This window comes from Pedobacter fastidiosus, from assembly GCF_014306625.1.
GTDB lineage: Bacteria > Bacteroidota > Bacteroidia > Sphingobacteriales > Sphingobacteriaceae > Pedobacter > Pedobacter fastidiosus.
Genome location: NZ_JACRYL010000001.1, coordinates 398,597 through 424,354 on the forward strand (window position 1 = coordinate 398,597; position 25,758 = coordinate 424,354).

General features: G+C 34.8%; 18 protein-coding genes. 14 read left to right on the plus strand and 4 right to left on the minus strand.

What is annotated here, in order from left to right; all coding sequences use genetic code 11:
• Positions 1-62 precede the first annotated feature (62 nt).
• Positions 63-788 carry a DNA repair protein RecO gene (gene recO, locus H7U22_RS01685; protein ID WP_187069602.1) on the minus strand — a complete coding sequence of 242 codons (726 nt, stop codon included), beginning with the start codon at positions 786-788 and terminating at the stop codon, positions 63-65.
• A gap of 124 nt (positions 789-912) precedes the next feature.
• Here recO and H7U22_RS01690 point away from each other — a divergent pair, with 124 nt between their 5' ends.
• Positions 913-3,264, plus strand: a complete 2,352-nt coding sequence (locus H7U22_RS01690; protein ID WP_248284648.1) for an efflux RND transporter permease subunit — start codon at positions 913-915, stop codon at positions 3,262-3,264.
• Between the two features lie 40 nt (positions 3,265-3,304).
• Here the strand turns inward: H7U22_RS01690 and H7U22_RS01695 are convergent, their stop codons facing one another.
• Complete coding sequence (locus H7U22_RS01695; RefSeq protein ID WP_248284649.1) at positions 3,305-3,802, minus strand: cupin domain-containing protein; 498 nt, start codon at positions 3,800-3,802, stop codon at positions 3,305-3,307.
• Positions 3,803-3,943: 141 nt separating this feature from the next.
• Here H7U22_RS01695 and H7U22_RS01700 point away from each other — a divergent pair, with 141 nt between their 5' ends.
• The 4 genes from H7U22_RS01700 to H7U22_RS01715 all read left to right on the plus strand — a co-directional run bounded on the left by H7U22_RS01700 (position 3,944) and on the right by H7U22_RS01715 (position 7,527).
• Positions 3,944-4,831, plus strand: a complete 888-nt coding sequence (locus H7U22_RS01700; protein WP_187069604.1) for a hypothetical protein — start codon at positions 3,944-3,946, stop codon at positions 4,829-4,831.
• Between the two features lie 107 nt (positions 4,832-4,938).
• On the plus strand, positions 4,939-5,850 hold the full coding sequence (locus H7U22_RS01705) for a UbiA prenyltransferase family protein (RefSeq protein WP_187069605.1): 912 nt from the start codon (positions 4,939-4,941) through the stop codon (positions 5,848-5,850).
• Between the two features lie 66 nt (positions 5,851-5,916).
• Positions 5,917-6,546 (plus strand): class I SAM-dependent methyltransferase, encoded by a 630-nt coding sequence (locus H7U22_RS01710; RefSeq protein WP_187069606.1) that lies wholly within the window; start codon positions 5,917-5,919, stop codon positions 6,544-6,546.
• An 84-nt stretch (positions 6,547-6,630) separates the two neighbouring features.
• Positions 6,631-7,527, plus strand: coding sequence for an NAD(P)/FAD-dependent oxidoreductase (locus tag H7U22_RS01715; RefSeq protein WP_187069607.1), 897 nt, complete (start codon positions 6,631-6,633; stop codon positions 7,525-7,527).
• Between the two features lie 17 nt (positions 7,528-7,544).
• Here H7U22_RS01715 and H7U22_RS01720 read toward each other — a convergent pair whose 3' ends face one another.
• Positions 7,545-7,709: a hypothetical protein gene (locus tag H7U22_RS01720; RefSeq protein WP_187069608.1), complete on the minus strand. Its 165-nt coding sequence runs from the start codon at positions 7,707-7,709 to the stop codon at positions 7,545-7,547.
• Positions 7,710-7,942: 233 nt separating this feature from the next.
• Positions 7,943-9,370 (minus strand): amino acid permease, encoded by a 1,428-nt coding sequence (locus H7U22_RS01725; RefSeq protein ID WP_187069609.1) that lies wholly within the window; start codon positions 9,368-9,370, stop codon positions 7,943-7,945.
• 619 nt (positions 9,371-9,989) lie between these two features.
• On the opposite strand from H7U22_RS01725, the gene H7U22_RS01730 reads away from it, so the two are divergent.
• The 9 genes from H7U22_RS01730 (at position 9,990) to H7U22_RS01770 (ending at position 25,716) form a co-directional block, all read left to right on the plus strand.
• A complete protein-coding gene (locus tag H7U22_RS01730; RefSeq protein WP_187069610.1) occupies positions 9,990-10,325 on the plus strand; it encodes a PadR family transcriptional regulator in 336 nt (111 codons plus the stop codon).
• Positions 10,326-10,342: 17 nt separating this feature from the next.
• On the plus strand, positions 10,343-11,965 hold the full coding sequence (locus H7U22_RS01735; RefSeq protein ID WP_187069611.1) for a PspC domain-containing protein: 1,623 nt from the start codon (positions 10,343-10,345) through the stop codon (positions 11,963-11,965).
• 59 nt (positions 11,966-12,024) lie between these two features.
• Positions 12,025-14,475 (plus strand): outer membrane beta-barrel family protein, encoded by a 2,451-nt coding sequence (locus H7U22_RS01740; protein ID WP_187069612.1) that lies wholly within the window; start codon positions 12,025-12,027, stop codon positions 14,473-14,475.
• A gap of 23 nt (positions 14,476-14,498) precedes the next feature.
• A complete protein-coding gene (locus H7U22_RS01745) occupies positions 14,499-14,864 on the plus strand; it encodes a hypothetical protein (RefSeq protein WP_187069613.1) in 366 nt (121 codons plus the stop codon).
• Between the two features lie 209 nt (positions 14,865-15,073).
• Positions 15,074-19,411, plus strand: a complete 4,338-nt coding sequence (locus H7U22_RS01750) for a PAS domain S-box protein (RefSeq protein ID WP_187069614.1) — start codon at positions 15,074-15,076, stop codon at positions 19,409-19,411.
• 45 nt (positions 19,412-19,456) lie between these two features.
• Entirely contained in the window at positions 19,457-20,119 is a 663-nt protein-coding gene (locus H7U22_RS01755) for a GDSL-type esterase/lipase family protein (protein WP_187069615.1), read from the plus strand.
• A gap of 355 nt (positions 20,120-20,474) precedes the next feature.
• Positions 20,475-22,244 carry a cellulase family glycosylhydrolase gene (locus H7U22_RS01760; RefSeq protein WP_187069616.1) on the plus strand — a complete coding sequence of 590 codons (1,770 nt, stop codon included), beginning with the start codon at positions 20,475-20,477 and terminating at the stop codon, positions 22,242-22,244.
• A 340-nt stretch (positions 22,245-22,584) separates the two neighbouring features.
• Complete coding sequence (locus tag H7U22_RS01765; protein ID WP_187069617.1) at positions 22,585-24,909, plus strand: TonB-dependent receptor; 2,325 nt, start codon at positions 22,585-22,587, stop codon at positions 24,907-24,909.
• Between the two features lie 6 nt (positions 24,910-24,915).
• The gene (locus tag H7U22_RS01770) at positions 24,916-25,716 is read left to right on the plus strand and encodes a DUF4249 domain-containing protein (RefSeq protein ID WP_187069618.1); all 801 of its coding nucleotides are present in this window, start codon (positions 24,916-24,918) and stop codon (positions 25,714-25,716) included.
• Positions 25,717-25,758 lie beyond the last annotated feature (42 nt).

Consider the following 25,758-nt stretch of genomic DNA (forward strand, 5'->3'; position numbering starts at 1 on the left):
CTCCTTTTGGGAATGCAAATATAGCGCTATAATCTTGTTTCGCAAATCTTTTTTATTTTTTTTCAGCTTAACAATGTTTCCAAAATTTTATGCGATTGCACTTCTCCGAATGATGCGGTATGTAAGGTATAGAATACCAATATCTTATCTAAAAGAAATCTTCGTTGGGTATTGGTAAATTTTATCTCAAAAATTTTTTCCAAAGGCGTATTAAATAGGGATATGAACCTTAAAGCATCCTCTAATTCTAAATAATTAGAATGAATTGGCGGTCGAGAAACAAATTCCCCTTCCTGCAAATCAAAATAAATCTGATCTGTTCTTCGCTTATCGTTTGGCGAAAACCCTAAAAAACGAGTTAATTTTAATAAAAAAGATAAGTGGAAGTTTGGGTTAAACTCTTCGCTTTCATCAAACCAAGCAACAGAATTAAAAATATAATCGAACAAACTATCATCAGCAGATTGTTGACGAATACTTTTATATAAAACTTCATTTAAAAAAATAACAATACTGCTTTTAACAATGTCGTAAGGAATTGTTTTAAAAACCGGTGTTTGTCTAACTTCAGAAACCCGCTGGATATTGGTGTTTATTTTATGATAAACAACCATATCCAATAGATGAAGTGATTGCAACATATTCATTTTAATCTTCGCCTTTGGCTTTTTAACACCATTAATCAGATAGGATTGCATGCCGAATTTATCGGTTAAAACCTGCACAATTACACTGCTTTCGCTGTAATTGGTGGTCTTTAAAACAATCCCTCTAACCTTGTGTAGCATTCTTATTAAAACAATTTTTTCAAAAGTATGTTATTTGTGCAAATTTAAATGTGTAAAAAGTAATCACCATTTATAAATAAGATTAGTTTTGCCCTTAAATATTATTATTAAAACTAAGCTGCACATGTGGGTTAAGCTATCGAGATTTATTCTTCAGAACCGTATCGCAATCATCGTATTTTTTTTATTGGGCACCATATTCATGGCTTATCAGGCTAAGAATGTAAAACTCTCTTATACAGGAAGTAAAATTTTGCCCGTTACCGACAGTGCCTTCATAAAATACAATGCTTTTAAGAAGCAGTTTGGGGAAGATGGGAGTGTAATGGTTATTGGAATTCAATCTCCAGATATTTTTAAAAAAGATGTTTACAATCAGTGGGTTCAGCTTTCTAACGACATCCAGAAACTAAAAGGCATTAAACAAGTATTGTCTTCTGGTCGGATTTTCCAACTGGAAAAGGATACGGTTAACCAGAAATTCACTTTAAAAGCCATTCCAAACGGCTTGGTTAAATCGGATGTAGAAATGGATTCGATTAAGAAAATATTATACAATACACCATTTTTTGAAGGACTGGTTTACAATAAACAAAACGCTACCTTAATGGCGATTACGTTTGATACCAAAATTTTAAATACAGCACAACGAAATCCGATTTTAAAACAAATCGAACAAAAGGCCAAAGACTTTCAAGCATCTACTAAAATCCATGTACACATTTCTGGTTTGCCTTACATCCGTACTGCGGTTAGTAAATTGGTGAGTAATGAATTTGTGCTTTTTCTTGGATTATCAATCTTGGTTTCGGCAATTATTTTGTTAATTTTCTTTAAAAAGTTTTACGCTGTCTTTTTCCCGATTTTAGTGGTTGTAATGGGTGTAATCTGGAGTATTGGAACGCTGGTTTTATTCGGATTCGAACTTACAATTTTGACCGGATTAATTCCGCCTCTTATCGTAATCATCGGGATTCCGAACAGTATTCTATTGCTCAATAAATATCAAAATGAACTCAGAAAACATGGCGATAAACAAAAGGCACTTAGCTTAACAATAGAGCGAATTGCGGTTACAACGCTTATTGCGAATATTACGGCGGCAATTGGATTTGGTGTTCTATACTTTACTGGCAGTGAACTTTTAATGCAGTTTGGGAGCGTAGCTTCTATAAACGTGATGATTACCTGGTTAATGTGTCTGTGTTTAATTCCGATAATTTTCAGCTACTTGCCAGCGCCAAAACTTAAAGCACAAACGCATGTTGAAGAAGGCTTCTTACACAAGTTATTGGTTAAAACGGATGTTTTAGTACAACAAAAAAGTTCGTTAATTTACATAGGAACAGTAATCATTGCCATCATTGCTTTTATCGGAGTTTTAAAAATCAATGTAAATGGTTATGTGGTTGATGATTTGCCAAAAAACTCTGAAATTTTAACGGATTTAAAATTCTTCGAGAAAAACTTTGAAGGAATTTTACCTTTAGAAGTTAGTGTAGATACCAAAAAGAAGAATGGCGTTTTCAATTTAACAAACCTAAAAAGAATGGAGAAGATGGAAAAAATGATTTCTGCTTATCCAGAATTCTCTCGCTCCATTTCAGTAAATATGGGTTTGAAATATGCCACCCAAGCGTTCTATAATAATGATTCTGCCTTTTTTAGACTGCCAGATAATTTAGAAAAAAACTTTATTTTGGCTTATATCGCCAATGGCGGAAAAGGAAATGCCAGTCTTTTAACCAGTTTTGTAGGTAGGGGAAATCAAAGTACAAGAATTAGTTTCCAAATGGCCGATGTTGGTTCTAAACGTTTGGATGCAATTATGAAAGAACTTAAACCTCGAATTGATAGTATTTTGCCCCCATCGAAATTTGATGTTGAATTAACGGGTTCGAGTGTAATCTTTTCTAAAGGGACAGATTATATGCTAAAACATTTATTCGAAAGTATTGGTTTGGCCATCATCTTGATCTCCTTACTTCGCCTTGCACAATTTAAAAGTTTGGGCATTATGTTTATATCGCTGTTGCCAAACATTGTCCCTTTAATTATTACGGCTGGAATTATGGGTTATTTTGGGATTTCATTAAAACCATCAACCATTTTAATTTTTACAATTGCATTTGGATTGGCATCCGATCAAACGATATATTTCTTAACACGTTATCAGCAAGAGCTAAATTTAACCAACTTCAGTGTTCCGAAAGTAGTAACCGATACCATTACGGAAACAGGAGTAAGCATGACGCACATTGCCTTAATTTTGTTCTTTGGTTTTGGAATTTTTACCGCCTCAACATTCGGCGGAACTGTAGTACTCGGATTACTACTTTCCATTACTTTATTTGTAGCGCTAATTTTTAATTTAACCCTATTGCCTGCACTGGTTTTATGGCTAGATAAAAAGAAAGTTAGAAAGATAATTTCGGATGAGGATTCTGCCAAGAACATTGGAGAATTTGATCATTAGAAAAGACAAAGCCTTTCAGGAATTTTGAAGGGCTTTGTTGTTATTTGTCTTTTAAATAATCTGGCGGATATAATTTCTGGCCATGTTTCTCCGCAATGGCTTCAAATTTTTTAATCAGTTCTGGATTCATTTCTGGTGGAGGTAAAAATACATTGGCTTCAACGGGTGTTCCAATTTCTTCAAACATTTCTTCCATTCCGGCAGGAGTAACAATGCAAAGCATGTGCGTTAAATTTTCGCTTAAATTTTTAAATTGATGCACTAAGCCACCTTTCGGGATGTTTACAAACGAACCAGCGGTTGCAGTGTAAGAACCCTCTTCTGTGGTAATTTCGATTTCTCCTTCTAAAATGTAAAATGCTTCTTGAATATCTGGGTGTGCATGAGGACCAGGCCCACCCAAAGATGGGACAAGCATATCGATAATTGCATATTCTCCATTGGTTTCCTTACCCGTAATTACGATTCTGTACGTGTCGCCAACAACCGAAAAGTTTTTGCCTTCTTTCCTATTAACGGTAGTTAGTTTATTAAGCATATTCATCATAATATTTCACTTAAGTTTTAATTATTAACAGTGGTTTGGTCAGCTTGTTTTTTATTGTTGTCTTGGTTCTTTAAACCTTTCCTAAAAAAGATACTCAAACGACCAAAACGAACTAAAACTAAACTGAATTTTATGAAACTATTTTACGCAAAACTTGTGTTTTTATGTGTTTTGTTAACTTTTTCTCTACATCAAAATATCCTAGCTCAAACCACTAACGACAGCACTTCAAGTAAAAAATCTCATTTTCGAGCATCGCTTGGCTATCTAACAAATTCGGTTTATAATGGCAGAAAAGATACTGTGGCAAATCCCTATCTTAATGCCGAAATTGGTTATTATCACAAAAGTGGATTTAACATTAGTGCGAGTGCATCTTATCAGCCAAACAATAAAGTGTTTGATGTTTTTTCTATTGATGCAGGTTACAATCTAGAAATTTCTGATCAATTAAGTGCAACTTTCCTTGCCGATAAGCCATTCTATAATAAATCGAGCACAACAGTTTCTTCTGGAATTAAGGGGAGTATAGATGCTGGTTTAACTTACGACCCAGGTTTTATTTCTATTGATGCGTCAATTGGCACTGTATTTTCAAAAAAGACCGATATTTTAATCAGCGGTTCTTTGAGCCATTTGTTTTTGTTGGATGGTTTTGATGATGAATCTTTTTGGGGAATTGCTCCAAGTTTTAGCACAAACTTCGGTACACAGAATTTTTATCAAGATTATAAAACCAGAAGCAGTAAAAAGAAATTGCTTTCTGCAAGTAGCTCTACAGTTGGCGGAAATAGCCACATTCAACTGTTAGATTACGAATTTTCGCTTCCAATTAGTTACGACACAAAACGATGGGGATTAACAGTTTTGCCCATTTATGCCATACCAAGAAATCCTGTAACCACCACAACCACTACTATAATTACGACCATAAATAAAACAAGAACGTTTGTAAGCACCGATACTGAAAAACTCCAGAATGTATTTTATGCGCAGTTTACTGTTGATTTTAAGTTTTGATAAAATATCAACCATTTAAAAATAAACCAAATCCGTATTTGTTGGTTTTTATATCGAAATTGGCCTTCAGTTCTAAGTCAGTTTTAATTAAAACCGCCGTTTAATTAATGGGAAATAAAATTATCCGTTTCATTTTTTTTGGAAATTATTTTGTGGGCTTGTTGGCCGTGGCGCTTACTTTGGAAGCTACTCAACAACTGCGCTTACCATATAATTCACTAAATTATTTTCTGTTACTTTTTCTTGCGCCAACCATTTATTACACCTACGCATACAATAGGGTGTCAACAAAACCGTCGGCTACCAACCCAAGAAATCAATGGTATTTTGTACATAAAAAATTTATAAACTGGAGTCAGGGGATTCTATTTACCATTTGTATGTTGCTTGCCATCAACCTACTTTATCAAAATTTTAACAATTTTTTGAAACTTCCTGCAAGTTATTGGATAGCAATTTTAATTATCGTAATTGCCGGTGGCTTATATTACGGACTATTACCAAAGTCTTTTTTGAAATTCAATTTGCGCAGTACGGGTTGGCTCAAAGCATTTGTAATTGGCTTTGTTTGGGCTTGTTGCGCCAATGTTTTGCCTCTTATCATGCTCAAAATAGAGACTGGAATTGGCTATCACGATTCTGTTTTGTGGACTTGGCTTTTCATTAAAAATTGGATGTTTTGCACCGTAAATGCAATTATTTTTGATATTAAAGATTACCCAACAGATAGCAATAAACACCTTCGAACTTTTGTAGTTCGATATGGCTTGCGCAGAACAATTTTTAACATATTAATTCCCCTATTAATTATTGGATTGATATCTCTCGGTATTTTTACCTACTTTAAAGGCTTTGGTTTTCCACAGGTTTTCTTTAATGTTTTGCCGTTTATGCTCACCATTTATGTAGCTTATTCCATGCATCGCAGAAAAAATATTCTTTATTATTTAATGGTAATTGATGGCCTTATTTTATTTAAAGCAATTTGCGGAATTATTGGAATGCAGTTTGTTCTTTAAAGCATAAAAACCAAATTGTAAGTAATTTATCCAATTGATAATATAAGTCATTTAATCCAAAAAATCTTGTTCAATAACTACGATAAAATAGCCAATCACTACGATACTTTAAGTCGATTGGTGTTTTTTAAATCGCAGGTAAATGCACAGATTAATCAGTTAAAGTATCTCCCAAAAGATAGGATGGTTTTAATTGTTGGCGGAGGCACAGGCTGGATTCTCGAAGAAATTGCTAAAATCCATTCAAGTGGATTAAAGATTGTTTATGTGGAGATCTCTGAAAAAATGATTCAACTTTCGCAAAAAAGAAGTTATGCTGAAAACGATGTGCAATTTATAAACCAGGGGATAGAAGACTTTGAATCGTCAATTTTATTCGATGTTATCCTTACACCATTTTTGTTCGATAATTTTTCTGAGCAAAGAGCTGTAATGGTTTTTGAAAAATTGAATGGTTTTTTAGAACCTAACGGACTTTGGTTTTTGGTCGATTTTAGTTTGGGCAATGGGATAGGAGATTGGTGGAAATCATTATTGCTCAACTCCATGTACCGCTTCTTTAAGCTTTTATCAGTTGTAGAGGCATCGCAACTTGTAGAAATGAGACCTTATTTTTCTAAGCAATATGAACTTTTACGCGAAGATTTTTATTATTCCAATTTTATAAAAGCATCCATTTTCCGAAAAAACCGCTAGTACAATTTAAAATATGACAATTTTTTAATGCAATTATGTTGCGTTTAAAAATTAAAATCAGATTTTTGTTCAAAAGGTATTGATATGGATTTTGATGTAATTATTGTTGGGGGCAGTTATGCTGGTTTATCTGCAAGTTTAAGTTTGGGTAGAGCTTTACGTAAAGTTTTAATAATTGACAATAACAAGCCTTGCAATGCACAAACGCCACATTCGCACAATTTTTTAACACATGATGGAGAGAAGCCATCTGATATTTCGGCCCAGGCAAGAGCAGAAATTTTAAAATACCCAACGGTACAATTCTTTACTGGCAAAGCAATATCTGCGAAACAAATTTCAGGTGGATTTAACGTCACTCTAAAATCCGGTGAAGTTTTTACCACTCGAAAAATTCTATTATCGACTGGGTTAAAAGATGTAATGCCAGATATTAAGGGGTTTGATGCTTGTTGGGCAATCTCCATAATCCATTGTCCATATTGCCACGGTTACGAAGTAAAAAATGAAAAGATTGGTTTATTAATGAATGGCGACCATGCTTTTGAGATGGCCTCAAATCTTTACAACTGGAATAAAGATTTGACTATTTTAACCAATGGGAAACCGCAGTTTACGGATGTTCAATTGGATAAACTTAAATCAAAATCTATTTCGGTGGTAGAAAATGAAATTGTTGAAATGGAGCATGAGAATGGACATTTAAAAAATGTTGTATCTCAAGGTGGAAAAAGGTTAAAGTTAAAAGCTATTTATGCTCGACCTGAAATTCAGCAACACTCAAATCTTTATCAAAACTTAGGTTGTGAGTTAACGGATTTGAAAACTATAAAAATTAACGATTTTGGCAAAACGACAATTGAAGGCGTTTATGCAGCAGGAGATTGTGCGTCATTATTCAGATCGCTATCTATCGTAGTCGCATCTGGTACAATAGCTGGAGTAGCTTTGAACAGAGAAATGATTGCAGAGGAGTTTTGATTAATCACCTTGTGCCATTAAAATAAAATAGCACCAGCAATTGTGGCGATAAACATTGTTGCAATTACAATTCTATCTGCAGTAATCCACTGTGCTCTAGTTAAGGGCTCAGATACTTTTGTTATAGTTTCTGCTTTCTGTCTGGCAAGCCTGAAAACTGATGTGTCTAATTTAATAATCATGGCAAATGTTTTAAGTAGGTAGTTTTCTTAAAACAAATCCTAAGCCAAAAAAATAAAAAATTGTTGAATTGTGGATAACTTTTGTTTTTTGTTAAATAACTGATATTTATACGGTTATAAACCAGAATTTATACATCTATCTGATTATTAAAGTTGTAAACACAATCTGTTATTTAAGACAGCCTATCTGTATAGTGCACAGTCTGTTAGCTTTCATATTTAATTTATTCTTCCTATTTTAACTTGCTGTGTTTTTTGCCGTACCAAAAGTAAATCGCCAATCCTATAATTAACCAAACGGCTAAACGTAACCAAGTTTCCCAGGGTAAGAAAACCATCATAGCAATACAGGTTAGAATCCCCAATATTGGGATTAGCGGAACCCATGGCACTCTAAAAGGACGTTTGGCATCAGGATCAGTTTTACGAAGAATTAAAATTCCTACACAAACCATCAAGAAGGCTAGAAGTGTACCAATGCTGGTCATTTCACCAACAACATTCATGGGCACAAAAGCGGCGAATAATGTAATGAAAACACATAAAATGATATTTGATTTCCATGGCGTTTTAAATTTAGAATGAACGTCAGAAAACATTTTAGGAAGTAATCCATCTTTGCTAATCGAATAGAACATCCGCGATTGAGCCATTAAATCAATTAAAATTACTGAAGTATAACCAATAAGAATGGCTAAAATAATAGCCTGACTTAACCAGCCGTATGGTGTTTTTTCGATTGCAATTGCAACTGGAGCACCACTATTTGCAAATTCCTTATAATTTGCTAAACCTGTCATAACATGCCCAAACAAGCCAAACAGAATAGTGCAGACCACCAAAGAGCCAATAATTCCGATAGGTAAATCTCGAGCTGGATTTTTAGTTTCCTGAGCAGATGCGGCAACAGCATCAAAGCCGATAAAAACGAAAAATACTAATCCAGCCCCACGTAAAACACCACTCCAACCAAACTGACCAAAGGTTCCTGTGTTTTCTGGAATGTATGGGTGATAATTTGCCGGATCAATATATTGCCAACCCAAAGCGATAAAAACCAAAACAACACCAACTTTTAAGAAAACTATAATTCCATTAACAATTGCCGATCCCTTTGTACCGCGGATTAAAATGGCTGTCATTAAAACAACCACCAAGGCAGCAGGGATATTTATAATTCCATTTACGGTAGAACCGTCTGCAAGCTTGGCGGTTTCTAAAGGCGAAAGCGTTAATTGAGGAGGTAAATAAAGCCCCAAGCTTGCTAAAAATTTAGTTAAATATTGCGACCATGAAATGGCAACTGTTGCACAGCCTACAGAATATTCAAGAACTAAATCCCATCCGATAATCCAAGCGAAAAGCTCGCCCATTGTTGCATATGAGTAGGTATAGGCACTTCCGGATACCGGAATCATTGAGGCAAACTCTGCATAACACAAAGCAGCAAAGCCACAGCCTAAAGCAGCAATTAAAAAAGATAATGTTACTGCAGGGCCAGAATGATTGGCGGCCGCTAAGCCCGTTATTGAAAATAAACCAGCACCTAAAGTTAAACCAACGCCAATTAAAATTAAGTTAATTGGGCCGAGTGTTCTTTTGAGCGTGCCCTCGCCACTTTGGTTTGCCTCTGCAACAATGCTCGCAATAGATTTTTTCATGAAAATAAATTAGGGTTGCGCAAAATTATTAAAATATATTAATTCTATAGCGTTTGTAGGGTAATTGTTTTTAATCTTTGGTTATTTATTAATTTTGCTTGAATGGGTTTCAACCGGATATTAAATTTCTATCGGTCGGTGAGACACCAACCGATAGAAAAAAGTGGACTACCTAATCTCTTAATTTCCTCCCGCTGATTTAAGGGATTTCCGCAGAAAAGATAGATTTAATTCCAGACGATTAATAGTGATTTGACTTCCTTTTATATAAATCTTAAGACTTTTTTTAACCTATCTGTTGGTGTCTCACCGACCGAAAAACCCAGTACAACTGGTCAGTAATCTAAACCTGAAAGAGCTAAATAGCACCTGTTTTTTCTACGAGACTATCGGCGAAAGCAGGACTACTGCAACTGAAGAATTACTAAAATTGTTCCAAATAAACTCCTTCGGAGCTTTCAAAAAAATAGAAATTGGTACATTTTATCAGCTTAAAAATCAAATATTCAAATTCTATATTAAAATTAATGCATTGATATGCAATTGTTTAAGTACTTTTTATGATTTATTTTAGTACTATGTATTGCATAGTATTGTATAAAACATATATCTTTGTTTTATGATAGCAGAAAATACGCAAACACAAATGCGGAAAGGAATTCTGGAATACTGTGTTTTATCAATCATCTCGAGAGGAGAAATTTACGCCTCTGATATTATTGCTGAATTAAGGTCGGCAAAACTGTTGGTGGTTGAGGGCACACTATATCCATTATTAACCAGGCTTAAAAACAATGGTTTGTTAAGCTACAACTGGGTAGAATCTACCTCAGGCCCACCGCGTAAATACTATACCTTAACTGAATTAGGGAAAGAAATTTTATCTCAATTAGATCAAACCTGGCAGGAGCTGGCTTATGCTGTAGGTATTTCACAAAAAGGAGCCAATTCATAAATATTAGTAAAAAGGAAATGGAAAAGACCATCATCATAAATATAGGCAACACCATCATTCATATTGAGGAAAGTGCTTACGAACTCTTAAAGGCTTATTTAATTGAGGTAAAACAACATTTTGCAAATCATGCGGATGATTTGGAAATTGTAACCGATATAGAAAACCGAATTGCCGAATTGCTTACGGAGCAATTGGAAGAACAGAAAAAACAAGTTGTAGATTCTAGCAATGTAAACTTGGTAATTGGCCAAATGGGTCGCGTTCAGGATTTTGATTCCACTGAAGAGCAAGAAGAGGAGGAGCCTATTATCAATACAACTTATCAGCACCAATACGCGGAGAAAAAATTATACCGCGATATGGATGAGCGTGTAATTGCTGGTGTTTGTGCCGGTATTGCACATTACGTAAATACAGAAGCGAAATGGATTAGATTGGCAATGTTGTTGATCATTTTTCTTGGAGGAGCTGGAATTTTAGTTTATGCCATTCTTTGGGTGATTATGCCAAAAGCAAAATCTCGTATCGAAAAAATGGAGATGAAAGGTGAGCCTGCAAATTTACAGGGTTTCCAGAAAAATTTAGATGAGGAATTACAGGCTGTTAAAGAGCGTTTATCAGAAGTAAATAAACATGCTCAACCTTTATTTACTCGTTTTGGAATTTTTATCGGCGAATTCTTCGAGTGGCTTGGTCACTTTATTGGAGGCACTGGAAAGGTAATTTTTAAAATTATAGCTGGTGTTATTATCATCTTCGGGGTTTTATTCTTGCTTTCCTTAATTATTGGGTTCGCGGCCTTTCAAGGGTTTTGGGATGAAAGTATTTACGAATATTTCCCCTTTTCTATTGTAAGCGATAGTAATAGAGGTATAATTTTATTGAGTGCTTTCGTGGTGTTTTTCATCCCGATTTTGGCGCTTGTACTTTTCTCTATCCGTGTTGCTTTTAACAAACAAGCAATTAATAAAACACTTTCTTTTGCCTTGCTAATTATTTGGTTAGCAGGTGTTGCAACAGCAGGATATCAAGCTGCAAAAATCTCTACTGAGTTTAAGCAGCATGCAGAATTAACCCAAACTACTGATTTGAAAATACTTCCAAGTTATGTTATTGACATAGATAAAAGCAAATATTTTAGCAAGGAAGACAGCGTTGCTTATCACATCAATTCGAATCAGAAAAATCAAATTGTTGTAGAAGATTTTGAAAATGGACCTTTTGTTTCGCCTAATAATATTCGGATCAACATTAATAAAAGCGAAACTGGTATCACCAGATTAACCCAAAAATTCGAATCGCAAGGCAAAACATTTCCAAGTGCGTTGCAAAATGCGCAAAATATAAGTTACGCCTACGAAGTAAAAGAATCTTCGCTGATTTTCAGTCCTCGTTTTCAGCTTAGAAAAGGAACTATTTGGAGAAACCAAGAAGTTTGGTTAAACCTTGAAGTTCCGGTTGGCACCAAATTAATTTTAAAGCAGGATGCTTATAGGTACATTAATAATTACTGGTCGTGGAGCTGTGATAACAATGAACACGACGGTAACGATTATAGCGTTTGGATTATGACTGATGAGGGTTTGAAATGTCAATACGAATTAAATCATCCAACGGAAAACAAAGAAAATCAATAGAAACTTGGCTTTAATCGTTGTTTTTGATGATGACGATTAAAGCTTAACCCAACAAAATCATGAAAAAGTTATTAATGCTAATTGCGTGCCTTTTGGTGTGTGGGGTTTCCTTTGCCCAAAAATTGAACAAAATCTCCGGTAAAATCGTAGATGAAAAAGCGGAGGTTGTGCCTTTTGCAATCGTAAGAGTTTTAACTTTTCCAGATACTGTTCTAGTTAAAAGTATTGCGACAACGCCTGATGGAACATTTGCTTTTGATCAGATAAAAAATGGAGATTATATACTCTCCATTTCCATGATGGGATTCAAAAACAAGAAAACAGATAAATTTTCAATTTCGAGTGATTTAGTATTGCCAAACATAACGATAGAAAGTAGCTCGAAACAACTTAAAGAAGTAAGTGTATCAGGAAGAAAACCTTTTATCGAACATCAAATTGATAAAACCGTTTTGAATGTCGAAAATAGCATTACTGCTTCAGGAAGCACGGCTTTAGAGGTTTTGGAGAAAGCGCCGGGCGTACAGATTGATCGACAAAACGATCAAATAAAGTTGAATAACAAATCGGGTGTTATGGTAATGATTGATGGGAAAACAAATTTTCTTTCAGGCGCAGATGTAACCACTTTGCTAAGCAATATGAGCAGTGATCAAATTTCTACAATTGAATTGATTACCAATCCATCTTCAAAATATGATGCAGCTGGAAACGCTGGAATTATAAATATAAAACTGAAAAGAAATAAAGCCTATGGTACAAACGGTACGGTTTCTTTTAACGGCGGACAAGGAATTATGCCAGATTCGCCAAGCGATTTATACCGGGGTGGATTAAATTTAAACCTAAATCATAGAGAAGGAAAATGGAATATTTTTGGAAACGGAGCAATAGCTAGGAAATCGAATTTCAACAATACATATTTAAATAGAACAACATTATCAAACGGTTTGGCAAGTTCATTAACCCAAAATTTCGATCGTAAAAATAAAGGAGTAGGTTTTCAAGGAAAATTGGGAGCAGATTATTATGCATCAGAAAAGACAGTTTTTGGTGTAATGGTTGATGCGAATACCGTAAATACAAAACTGACCAATTTTAGCAATACAAATATCAATGCAGTTCAAAATGGAAGCGCTAGCTTAAGTTACATATTACAAGATGCAAATTCAAGTTCGCCGGCGAGTAATTTAACGGCAAACTTTAATATGAAACACGATTATAATAAGGATGGTAAAAGTTTAACTTTCGATGTAGATTATTCTGGTTTCAGCAATAAGAAAGATGAAAACTTTTTGGCAAACTATTTGAATGCGTCAGGCAGTTCGACCAACAAAACCAGCTTAAGGAATATTACGGATGCAAAGATTAATGTTTATGCTGCAAAAACAGACTTTACATTGCCTTTATCCAAAACCATGAAAATAGAAACGGGTTTAAAAAGTAGCTATGTTGTAACCAACAACGATTTCCTTTCAGAACAATTTGTTTCTGGGGTTTGGCAAAACGATTTGGGTAAATCCAATAATTTTGTTTACAAAGAAAACATTAACGCAGTTTATGCTAATTTTTCGAAAGAATGGAAGGTTTGGCAAATTCAATTGGGATTAAGGGCAGAGCAAACACACTCTAATGGGAACTCAATCACCGATAATAAAGAAGTAGATCGAAATTATGTATCGCTTTTTCCTACAATCTTTGTAAATCAAAAATTAAACGAAAATAATAACATCCGCTATTCTTATGGCAGAAGGGTAGATAGACCAAATTATCAACAGCTAAATCCTTTCGTTTTTTATATGGACCCATTGGCTGTAGATCAAGGAAATCCGTATTTGAAACCCCAATTTACAACCAACTACGAGGTAAGTTACAGTTATAAAGAAGCATCGATAAGTTTAAGCTATTCTGATACCCGAGATATGATTACGCAGATTAGCAAACAGGATGATGCAACTCGTGTCATTAGCGTAATCAGAGAGAATTTTGGTAGATTTCAAAACTACTCTGCCGATTTAAATTACCCTGTAAAAATTACAAACTGGTGGAGCCTGCAAAATAACATCAGCATTTTCTATAATAAGTTTGAAGATGGAAACATTGAAGGTGCAGCTTACAACGCAAGTAAAGTAGCTGTAAATTTATATAATTCTAACTCTTTTACCTTACCTGGCAATGTTTTGCTTGAAGTGAGTTTCTGGTTAAATTCTCCACGAATTTCTGGAGTAGAACAAACAACAATCTATCAATATGCTTTAAACGCAGGAATTCAAAAAAGCATGTTAAATAAAAAGCTTAAGCTTAGGTTAAATATGGATGATATTTTATTAACCAATCGATGGGAAGGGAAGTTGGTTTACCAAAATATTAACATGAATGTGGTTAATAAATACACAAGCAGAAGAGCAAATTTTAGTGTGAGCTATAGTTTTGGAAACCAGAATGTAAAATCTGCAAGATCAAGAAATACTGCTACCGATGATATTAAAAATAGAGCTGGAGGCAATTAATCATAAACCTAATAATTAAAAAAATGAACAAATTAATCTATTTAATCGCAACCATATTTATTCCATTAAGCTTTGGCTGTAATGGCAGTGCGGATCGTTTATCGGTTTCTACAATGGATTCGAACTTCAAATTAGTTTTTAAGGCTGATTATCCAGAAGAAAAAACAGCAAAACTGGAAAAATATCTAGATAGCACTTTACATAACGATTTGCCTTTAGATCAAAATATAGATCTTTTTGTAAACCTTAACGGAAGCGAGAAATTTAATCTAAAGGCAACAAAAGGTCATTTGGAAATTCTCTTCGACAAAAAGGGGAATTCTTTAGGCAGCTATCTGAAAATTAAACGCTTAACAGAAAATATAAGTAATAAGCTTATTGAAAACTGATAGCTGAAAAAATTCGTTTCTACAAGGGTTGGTGTATTTATGCATCAACCTTTTTTATTTTAATTAAATTGTAGTTAATTGCTTCTACTTAGCAAGCAATTTTAAATTTTACTTCAATTAGCTCTATTAAACATCGACACAAAATGTGGTGTAAATAATTATCAAAGTATCTTGCAAGAATTATCCCCTATTATCTTATTACCGAGTAAATGAATAAAAATGAAATAGAAAGAGTAGCTGCGTTAAAGGGCTATGAAGTACTAGATTCGTTAAGTGAAAAAGAATTTGATAGAATTACCAGATTGGCCTCCATTATTTGTGAGACGGATATTTCTTTGATTTCCCTTGTTGATGAAAAACGCCAGTGGTTTAAATCTAGAGTTGGTTTAGATGTTTCTGAAACACCCAGAAATTTAGCCTTTTGCAGATATACGATTTTGGATGATCGAATTATGGAGGTTGAAAATGCTGTTTTAGATGATCGCTTCCACGATAATCTTCTGGTTACTGGAGATCCTAATATTCGGTTTTACGCAGGTTTTCCACTAATAGATCCAAACGGATTTGCATTGGGAACATTATGTGTAATCGATAGTAAACCGAAAGTTTTAACCGATAACCAAAAAGAAGCGCTCGAACTTTTAGCCCGAGAAACTATTTCTTTAATTGTTGAGCGACGCGAGAAGGAAGAACTTAAAAATTTTGCAAGGCTTTTTCAATTATCTGATGATTTAATCTGCGTTGCGGATATAAATGGAAAACTGAAAAAGATTAATCCAAGCTTTGAAAAAGTTCTAGGCTGGGATCATGATAAAATACTGGGGAAATCCTTCTATGATTATATCCACCCTGATGATTTAGCACTTACCAAAAGTAAACTGGGGAATCTTCGCGAAAACAATAAAGGCATCAGCTTTACCCATCGTTTTAAAACCAAAGGCGATACCTATAAAACGGTTCATTGGGTTGCTACGATAGAAGAGGGAACCAATAATATTTTTGCCATCGGCCGTGATATTTCGGTAGAGATAGAGCAGCAACAGCTTTTACTTACCAGCGAGCAAAAGTTTAAAACTTTTTTCGAAAACTCTCAGGGTTTAATGTGTACACACGATTTGGAAGGGAATTTTATCTCGGTAAATAGTGCTGGCGCTAAAATTTTGGGCTACACAAAAAATGAACTCGATAAAAAAGGGTTGTTCAATATTGTTCCAAAAGAACGCCATGATTTTCTACAAGCTTACTTAGCCGAAATAAAAAATGTTGGTCATGTTCGTGGCCAAATGATTACCAATACCAAGCAAGGTGCAAAACGAATTTGGATGTTTTCTAATGTATTGGAGCAGGATATAAATGGTGAAGCTTACGTAATTGGAAATGCTGTAGACATTACCGAACAATATAATTTAGAAATCGATCTAAAACATACCAAAGATGTTTTGGAACAAACCAATACCGTTGCGAGAGTTGGGGGTTGGGAACTGGATTTAGTAAAGAATAAACTTTACTGGACAGCCATGACCAAGCAAATTCATGAAGTTGAGCCAGATTACGTTCCAGAATTAGCTACAGCAATTAATTTTTATAAAGAAGGCGAAAGTCGGATTAAAATAAAAGAAGCGATAGATTCTTCGATTCAAAATGGCCCAGAATGGGATTTGGAATTGCAGGTAATTACGGCCAAGGGTAAGGAGCTTTGGGTTCGATCTTTGGGTAATTGCGATTTTGTTGATGGTAAATGTGTTCGTGCTTACGGAACGTTTCAAGATATTGACGAATATAAAAAGGCAGACATTGCTAGAAACGAATCTAAAAAACTGTTAGATGATGTTTTAAATGCAGCATCTGAAGTGGCCATTATTGCGACCGATATTAATGGATTAATTACCGTTTTTAACAAAGGTGCCGAAAAAATGTTGGGTTACGATTGTAAGGAAATGATTGGTAAGCATACACCCGCCATTATTCACGATCAAAATGAGATGATTTCTTATGGTAATAAATTAAGTGCAGAACTTGGCTACAAAGTTGAAGGTTTTGGTGTTTTAATTGGTTATGCAAACACAAGTAAATCAGAAAAAAACGATTGGACATTTATCAAAAAGGATAAGTCGAGATTAACAGTTTCTATTGATGCGACCGCTATAAAGGATGAGGAGGGTAATGTAATTGGTTATTTGGGTATTTCTACCGATATCACCAAAAGAAAAGAGATTGAAAAAGATTTAGCCCTAGAAAAAGCCAGGCTCTTAGCCTTTATTGAACATACACCGGCTGCGGTCGCCATGCTTGATAATAATATGATCTATTTGGCGGTTAGCCAAAAATGGATGGAAGATTATAAATTGCAAGGCAAAAAAGTAATTGGAGCCTCTCATTACGAGGTATTTCCAAATTTGGATGAAGGAAGGAAATTAAGGCATGTAAAAATTCTTGCCGGGAAAGTAGATCGAAGGGAAGAAGATATTTTTACAAATCCTGAAACTGGGGTGGCACATTACATCACCTGGGAAATGCGCCCATGGTATCAATTGGATGGAAATATTGGAGGCATGATGATGTTTACCCAAGACATTTCGCCTTTGGTAAACCAGCGAGAAGAACTTAAAATTGCAAAAATCCAAGCAGATCAAGCCAATGTAGCCAAATCTGAATTTTTGGCCAATATGAGTCACGAAATTCGTACACCATTAAATGGCGTAATCGGCTTTACGGATTTAGTTTTAAAAACTAAGTTAAACGAAACGCAACTGCAATATCTTACCATCGTAAATCAATCTGCTAATGCATTATTAAGCATTATAAATGATATTTTGGATTTCTCTAAAATAGAGGCTGGCAAGTTCGAACTCGATATTGATAAATGTGATCTGTATGAAATTGCATCTCAGGCAACGGATATTACAACCTATCAAATTCAGGCAAAAAACTTAGAAATGTTGTTAAATATCTCGCCAGATTTACCTCGGTTTGTTTGGGCAGATTCTGTTAGGCTAAAGCAGATTTTAATTAACCTTTTAGGCAACGCATCTAAATTTACCGAAACCGGGGAGATTGAATTAAAAATTGAATCTTTAAATCAGGATGAAGAAAATAATTTATTGAGGTTTAGTATTCGAGATACCGGAATTGGAATTAAGCCTGATAAGCAGGAGAAAATATTCGAAGCTTTTGCGCAGGAAGATTCTTCTACAACAAAAAAATATGGCGGAACGGGTTTGGGTTTAACCATTTCGAATAAATTATTACGAATGATGAATAGTCGTTTGAAGTTGAAAAGTACGCCTGATGTTGGCAGTACATTTTACTTTGATGTTTTGTTAAAGGCAGAAAACGGACCGGAAATTGAATGGCAAAATTTAGAAAGTATCAAGAGCGTACTTATTGTTGATGATAACGATAACAATAGAACCATTTTAAACCAGATTCTTTTACTGAAAAATATAAAAACTGATGAGGCAAAAAGTGGTTTCGAAGCACTTCAGTTTTTATCGGAAGGTAAACGTTACGATGCTATTTTAATGGATTATCATATGCCTTACATGGATGGTTTGGAAACGATTTCTAAAATTAGAAACAGCTTTTTTAATACGCATGAAAAGCAACCAATCATTCTCTTACACAGCTCATCTGATGATGGAACTTTGATTAAATCTTGTCAGGATTTACAGGTGAATCACCGTTTGGTTAAGCCAATTAAAATGCCCGATATTTATAGGATTTTAAGTAGACTTCATCAAACAAAGGCAGAAATTAAAGTGGAAGAAAATGAATCAACCTTTATGCTGCCAGAAGCCAATCCACGCAAAATAATGATTGTGGAAGATAACGAGGTTAACCGATTTTTAACTAAAACGCTAATCGATAACATTTCTCCGGGAAACAAGATTATTGAAGCTAAAAACGGTTTAGAGGGATTAAAACTTTTTTCTTCAGAAGCCCCCGATTTAATTTTTATGGATATCCAGATGCCAATTATGAACGGCTATGAAACCACTGGAGAAATTAGAAAAATAGATGCTAAGAAGACACCCATTATTGCCATTACCGCAGGTAATGTAATGGGCGAAAAGGAGAAGTGTTTGGATGCTGGAATGGATGATTTTATTACCAAACCCATAATGGAAGATACCATTGGGCAAGTTTTAAACAAATGGTTGCTTAAGGGAGAGGAAGAAAAAGCAACTACACTTCAGTTTCAAGCCAATGATGATGCCCATTTCGACCCAGGAAGATTAAGAAGTTATTATGGCCAAAATGCCGATAAGCTCAAGAAAATAGTTACTTTAACAATTGGCCAACTTAAAGAATCTGTTGCACTTTTAGGAATCGATATCTCTGATAAAAACCTAGAAAGTATTAATTTATTAGGGCACAAAGTTTATGGTACATCTGTTTCTGCAGGTTTAACAAAGCTATCTAAAATTGCTGCCGAAATTGAGAAAGTAGAAACACTGGAAGAATTGAAAGGGAACAATCTTTTTGAACAGTTTACATCAGAAATTGAATATTTGATAGGTTTTTTAAGTAAACAATATTTAGATTAAAAATTATTAATTTCAAACGTATGCGCTCCATAACATAAAATAAAAATGAAAAAATATCTTTTAGCTTTTATACTTTTCCAGCTGGTTTTTATTAACTCGTTTGCTCAAAATAAACCCAATTTTTGGGATGATGTACAAACCATCAAGAATTACGATAAAATGTTTAAACCTCCAGTAAATCCTGTTTTATTTATTGGCAGTTCATCCATTCGGAAATGGGATGATTTAACTCAGGTTTTTGCAAAATACAATGCTTTAAACAGAGGAATTGGTGGCGCAGTAACCAATGATATTACCTTTTATTTAAATGATTTAGTATTTCCTTATCAACCTCGCCAAATTGTAATTTATGTTGGCGAAAATGATTTGCCAGATGAAAAAACTACGGCAGATAGCGTTTTAAATAGAACGGTTAGGCTTTATCAATCAATTAGAGCTAAACTGCCGAATGTACCAATTGCTTATATTTCCATTAAACCTAGCCCAAGCAGAGCGAAGTTTCAAGAAAAAGCTGTGGCTTCAAATCTATTAATCAAGAGGTTTTTGGAAGGCGAAAAAAACACGGTTTTTATAAATGTATTTCCACTAATGCTTACTAAAGATGGCAATTTAAGACCCGAGTTATTTGTTGGAGATCTGTTGCACATGAATGCTAAAGGCTATGCAATTTGGAGAAAAGCAGTTGAGCCATATTTGTTGAAAAAATAGAGTCTTAATTTTATTACAAAGCGCATTCTTCTGATAGTTATCTGCACAAGCTGGTAATGACGAAACGCTTAGAACAGCGATCGCACAGCCACTTCGTCCTTCCAGAGTAGGTTGAAATCTTCATACGAAAAAAATATAATTCAAACGCACTACGATTCCTTTCCGATAGTTATCTGCACAAACTGGGAATAACTAAGCACCTAGAACAGCGATCGCACAGCCACGCCGTCTTTCCCGCGCAGGCGGGAATCTTAATGCTTTCATTTTTATAATCTTCCGGATCATAAAATTTGAGTTACAGAATAAATCCGCATCTAGGTTTACCTATCTTGGCATAAATAAATCTCTAACCCAAATGTTAATCCCGCAACTCAAATTAAAACCCTCTCTGTGGTTTTTTATCTTCAGCATTGTTTCTTTTAATAGTTTTTCTCAAAGCTTTTTAACAGCCAAAGACAAACAAATTGTAAACGAACAAGGAGAAAATGTATTACTTCGCGGAATCGGTTTGGGTGGCTGGATGTTGCAAGAAGGCTATATGCTTAAAATTAATAAAGATGGACAGCAATATAAAATTCGAGAACGAATAGAGCAACTTATTGGCGCTCAGCAAACTTCGGCCTTTTACGATGCCTGGTTAACCAATCACACCACCAAAAAAGATCTTGATTCTTTAAAACGATGGGGATTTAATTCTGTTCGTTTGCCCATGCATTATAATCTTTATACTTTACCAACTAATAAAGAACCAATTGCTGGCAAAAATACATGGTTGGAAAAAGGGTTTGCATTAACCGATAGTCTCCTCGCTTGGTGCAAAGCAAATAAAATGTACTTGATTTTGGATTTACATGCTGCGCCTGGCGGACAAGGAAATGATACTAATATTGCAGATCGAGATGCTTCAAAACCTTCTCTTTGGAATAGTGAGGCCAATAAGGAAAAAACAATCGCACTTTGGGTTAAGCTTGCGGAACGATACAAAAACGAACCATATATTGGTGCTTATGATATTTTAAATGAGCCAAACTATGGCTTTCAAAACCCAGAGGCAGATAAAAACGGAACCAAAGAAAAATTAAATGAACCCTTAAAAAAACTCATGGTTGATATTACAAAAGCCATTCGTGAGGTAGATCAGAAACACATTATAATAATTGAGGGGAATGGTTGGGGCAATAATTACAATGGTATTTTTCCGCTGTGGGATAAGAATATGGTTTTAAGTTATCATAAGTATTGGAACTATAATGATCAGGCTTCCATTGCTGGAATGCTAAAGGCCAGAGACGAGCAAAACGTTCCGATTTGGTTAGGCGAAACTGGCGAAAATTCTAACGTTTGGTTTACAGATGCGATTGAGCTTTTAGAAAAGAACAATATCGGTTGGTCTTGGTGGCCATTAAAAAAGATTGGATTTAATAATCCGATGGAAATAAAATCGAACCCAAAATACAATAGCTTGGTTAATTATTTAAATAATGGCGGAGAAAAACCAAATGCAAATGATGTGTACGAAGGCTTAATGGAGTTGGCAAAAGATGCAAAAGTAGAAAATACCATTATTCATAAAGACGTAATTGATGCAATGATCCGTCAGCCCTTCACGGATTCGACTACACCATTCAAAGCAAATCTTATTCAGAATAATACGATTATTTATGCCGTTGATTATGATCTCGGCAGAAATAGAAAAGCCTATTTTGACTTAGATACGGCGGATTATCATGTAGCAACCAACAAAAGAGGTGCAGGAAATAAAGGAAGAATATATCGGAATGATGGTGTAGACATTGCAAAAGATTCTTTAGAAAGCGATAAGTTTTTTGTAAACAGTATTGAAAAAGGCGAATGGTTACAATATACCGTTCAAGTTGCTAAAAAGGGGAACTATTCTTTAAAACTAAGTACTGCTTCTGATCAAAATGAGGGAAAACTTTCAATTTTAATTGATGAAGAAGCGGTAGTTAAAGGCCTTTCAATTCCAAATACTGGTGGTTTAAAGAAATTTAGTGTTTTTGAAGTAAAGAATATTCCACTAAAGGCAGGTAAGCAAGTTGTCCGTTTTAATACCACTAACGGAGGTTATAATTTTAGTTATTTTCAGTTGATAAAATTGAAATAGTAAAACGAAATTTAAATGCATTAAGACTCCCTACCGATAACTTCCGGAACAATTTGGGACTGACGAAGCACCGAGAATAACGATCGCATAGCCACTTCGTCTTTCCCGTGCAGGCGGGAATCTTAATACACCTTTATTTAAACAAAAGCATAGCTAAAGCATTACGATTCCCAATTAGATTGGGAATGACGAGGCGCCGAGAATAACGATCGCAGGAAGGAACTTTAATGCGAAAAGAGCATATTTAAATGGAATTTATGATAAGATTTCAACTCATTTACGTAAAAGAGATTGTATTTTGTACATTTGGAATCCAACTCTTAAATAGATTTTAGCTGGTATGCCCATAAAATATTACTTTCCTCTTCTTCTACTATTATTTCTTGTAAATTCTGCTTCGGCTCAAAATAAATATACGTTAAGTGGTACCATTCGCGATGCCGGAACTGGCGAAACCTTAATTGGTGCAACAGTTAAAATTACAGGCGCAACAACTGCTGGTACATTGACAAATGCTTATGGTTATTTTGCTTTAACTCAGGCCGAAGGAAATTATACCGTTACCATTAGCTACACAGGTTATCTTTCTATTAATAAGACCATTAATTTAACTAAAGATCTCAAGTTAAATGAAGAGCTAAAAACGGCAAACGATTTAGCAGAAGTAACTGTAAGCGCCAATAATCGCAAAAATGAAAATGTAAAAAGCGCTCAAATGGGCTTGGAGCGAGTAGATATGAAATCGCTGAATAGTATTCCAGTATTGTTGGGCGAAAAAGATATTCTTAAAACCATTCAGTTACTTCCAGGAGTAAAATCGGGAGGCGAAGGAAACACAGGTTTTTATGTTCGTGGTGGCGCCGCCGATCAAAATCTAATTATTTTAGATGAAGCAGTCGTTTACAACTCGTCACATTTACTTGGTTTCTTTTCTACATTTAATGCCGATGCCATTAAAGATGTAAGCCTTTACAAAGGTGGAATGCCAGCACAATACGGCGGTCGGTTATCTTCTGTTTTAGATGTTAAAATGGATGATGGAAACAATAAAGAATTTAAGTTTCAGGGCGGAATCGGCTTAATTGCTTCGCGTTTAAAAGCCGAGGGACCAATTGTAAAAGATAAAGGTTCTTTTATGGTGAGTTTCCGAAGAACCTATATTGACTTATTTTTAAGGGCTTCGCCAGATTCATCTATCAACGGAAGTACATTAAATTTTTACGATATTAATGCAAAAGCGAATTATAAAATCAACGATAAAAATACCATTTACATTTCCGGTTACTTTGGGAAGGATAATATAGGAGTTAAAGATTTATTCGAGAACAATTGGGGCAATGTAACGACAACCATTCGTTTAAACCACATTTTTAGTGATCGCTTATTTTCTAATACATCATTAATTTACAACAACTATAATTACACGGTTCGGTTGCTTAATGATGTAACCAATTTCAAGGCAACATCTTTAGTTCGCGATTTTAATTTTAAGGAAGATTTTCAATATTTCAGTAACAAGCATACCCTTCGTTTTGGTTTAAATGCTACACATCATCGTATATCTCCAATTGATATTACTACCAGTCAAGAATCGCAAGTAAATTCCTTAACACAAGAGAAACGTTATGGCCTGGAAACCGCTGCTTATGTGTCTGATGAATGGGCAGTAACAGATAAACTTAATTTCCTTTACGGCGTTCGTTTGGCTGCATTTTCATTATTAGGTCCAGGCAATTTTAGTCAGTATAGCGCTTCAGGAAATATCCTTTCTACAGAAAATGTTGCTAGCGGAAAATTCTATAAAAACTACTTTAATTTGGAGCCTCGCTTTTCGGTAAGTTATTTATTTAACGAGGAAAATTCTGTTAAAGCATCTTATAATCGCAATACTCAAAATATCCACATTTTAACTAATGCCACATCGAGTTCGCCTACAGATCAATATGTATTGAGCAGCAACAACATCAAGCCAGAAATTGCAGATCAGGTTGCTTTGGGATACTTCAAAAATCTAGACGAAAATAATTATGAATTTTCTGGTGAGGTGTATTATAAATGGCTTCAAAATCAAATCGATTATAAAAACGCGGCACAACTGTTGGCCAATTCAAATGTAGAATCTGAGTTGCTTTACGGATCGGGCAGAGCTTATGGTTTAGAGTTGTTTTTTAAAAAGAAGTTTGGGAAACTTAACGGTTGGGTAGGTTATACCTTATCCCGAACGGAACGGAAATTTGCGGCGTTGAATAACGGAAATTACTTCCCGGCGAGACAGGATAGAACCCACGATATATCTGTAGTGGGTATTTACAATCTAAACAAACGGTGGACATTCTCTTCCAGCTTTATCTACAGTACAGGTAATGCGGTTACTTTTCCGGCAGGAAAATATGTTATTAATAATCAAACTGCCTATTACTACACAGAGCGAAACGGAGGTAGAATGCCCTATAACATGCGTTTAGATTTGAGTGCAACACTCGAAGGGAAAAATACGGGTAGATTCCAATCCAGCTGGAACTTTGGAGTTTATAATGCATTGGCTCGTAAAAATCCGTATTCCATAGAGTTTATAAATGACCCAAAAGATCCAAGTAGAACTGTTGCAGAGCAAACCTCATTGTTTGGTTTAATTCCTTCTGTTACCTGGAATTTTAAATTTTAATTAGAGATGAAGAAATTAATTATATACTTTTCTATTTTAAGTTGCTTATTTGCTTCCTGTAAAAAGATTATCGAAGTAGATACTAATAATGCAGAAACCCAAATTGTAATTGAAGGTAAGATCACTGATAAACTTGCTGATCAGCAGATTTTGATTACCAAAACTGTAGGATATAGTGATCAAAATATTTTCCCGAAGGTTTCTGGTGCAACAGTTATTGTTACAGATGATAAAGGCAGTAAATATACTTTTATAGAAAAAGCTGCGGGGGTTTATGTTCAAGCTATGCGTGGAATTCCAGGCAATACTTATAGCCTAAATGTTAATGTGAATGGCAAAATTTACACAGCAAGCTCTAAAATGCCAAACAATGTAAAACTCGATTCTATTGGCGTAACGACCAATTCTTTTTTTGGAAATGAACGTAAAATAGCCGCTGCTTATTTGGTTGATCCAGTAAATGAGACCAATTTTTATCACTTCAATTTATATGTTAACGATTTATTTTCGAAGCGCATTTATGTAAGCAACGATCGGTTAACGAATGGGAATAAACTGCGAACACAATTGTATTACTCAGAAAACGATGACGATGATAAGGGATTAAAAACGGGTGATAAAATTAGTATTGAAATGGAGTGTATAGATAGCAACATTTTCGATTATTGGTATGCACTTAGTCAGCAATCGGGTCGTGGGCCAAATCAAGGTACTACTCCAGCAAATCCAACCTCTAACATTTCTAACAATGCTTTAGGTTATTTTAGTGCGCATACTTTTCAAAAATTGAATGTTACGGTGCCTTAATTTTGATGATGTATCTATTTTATCATAATTCAGATTATTAAA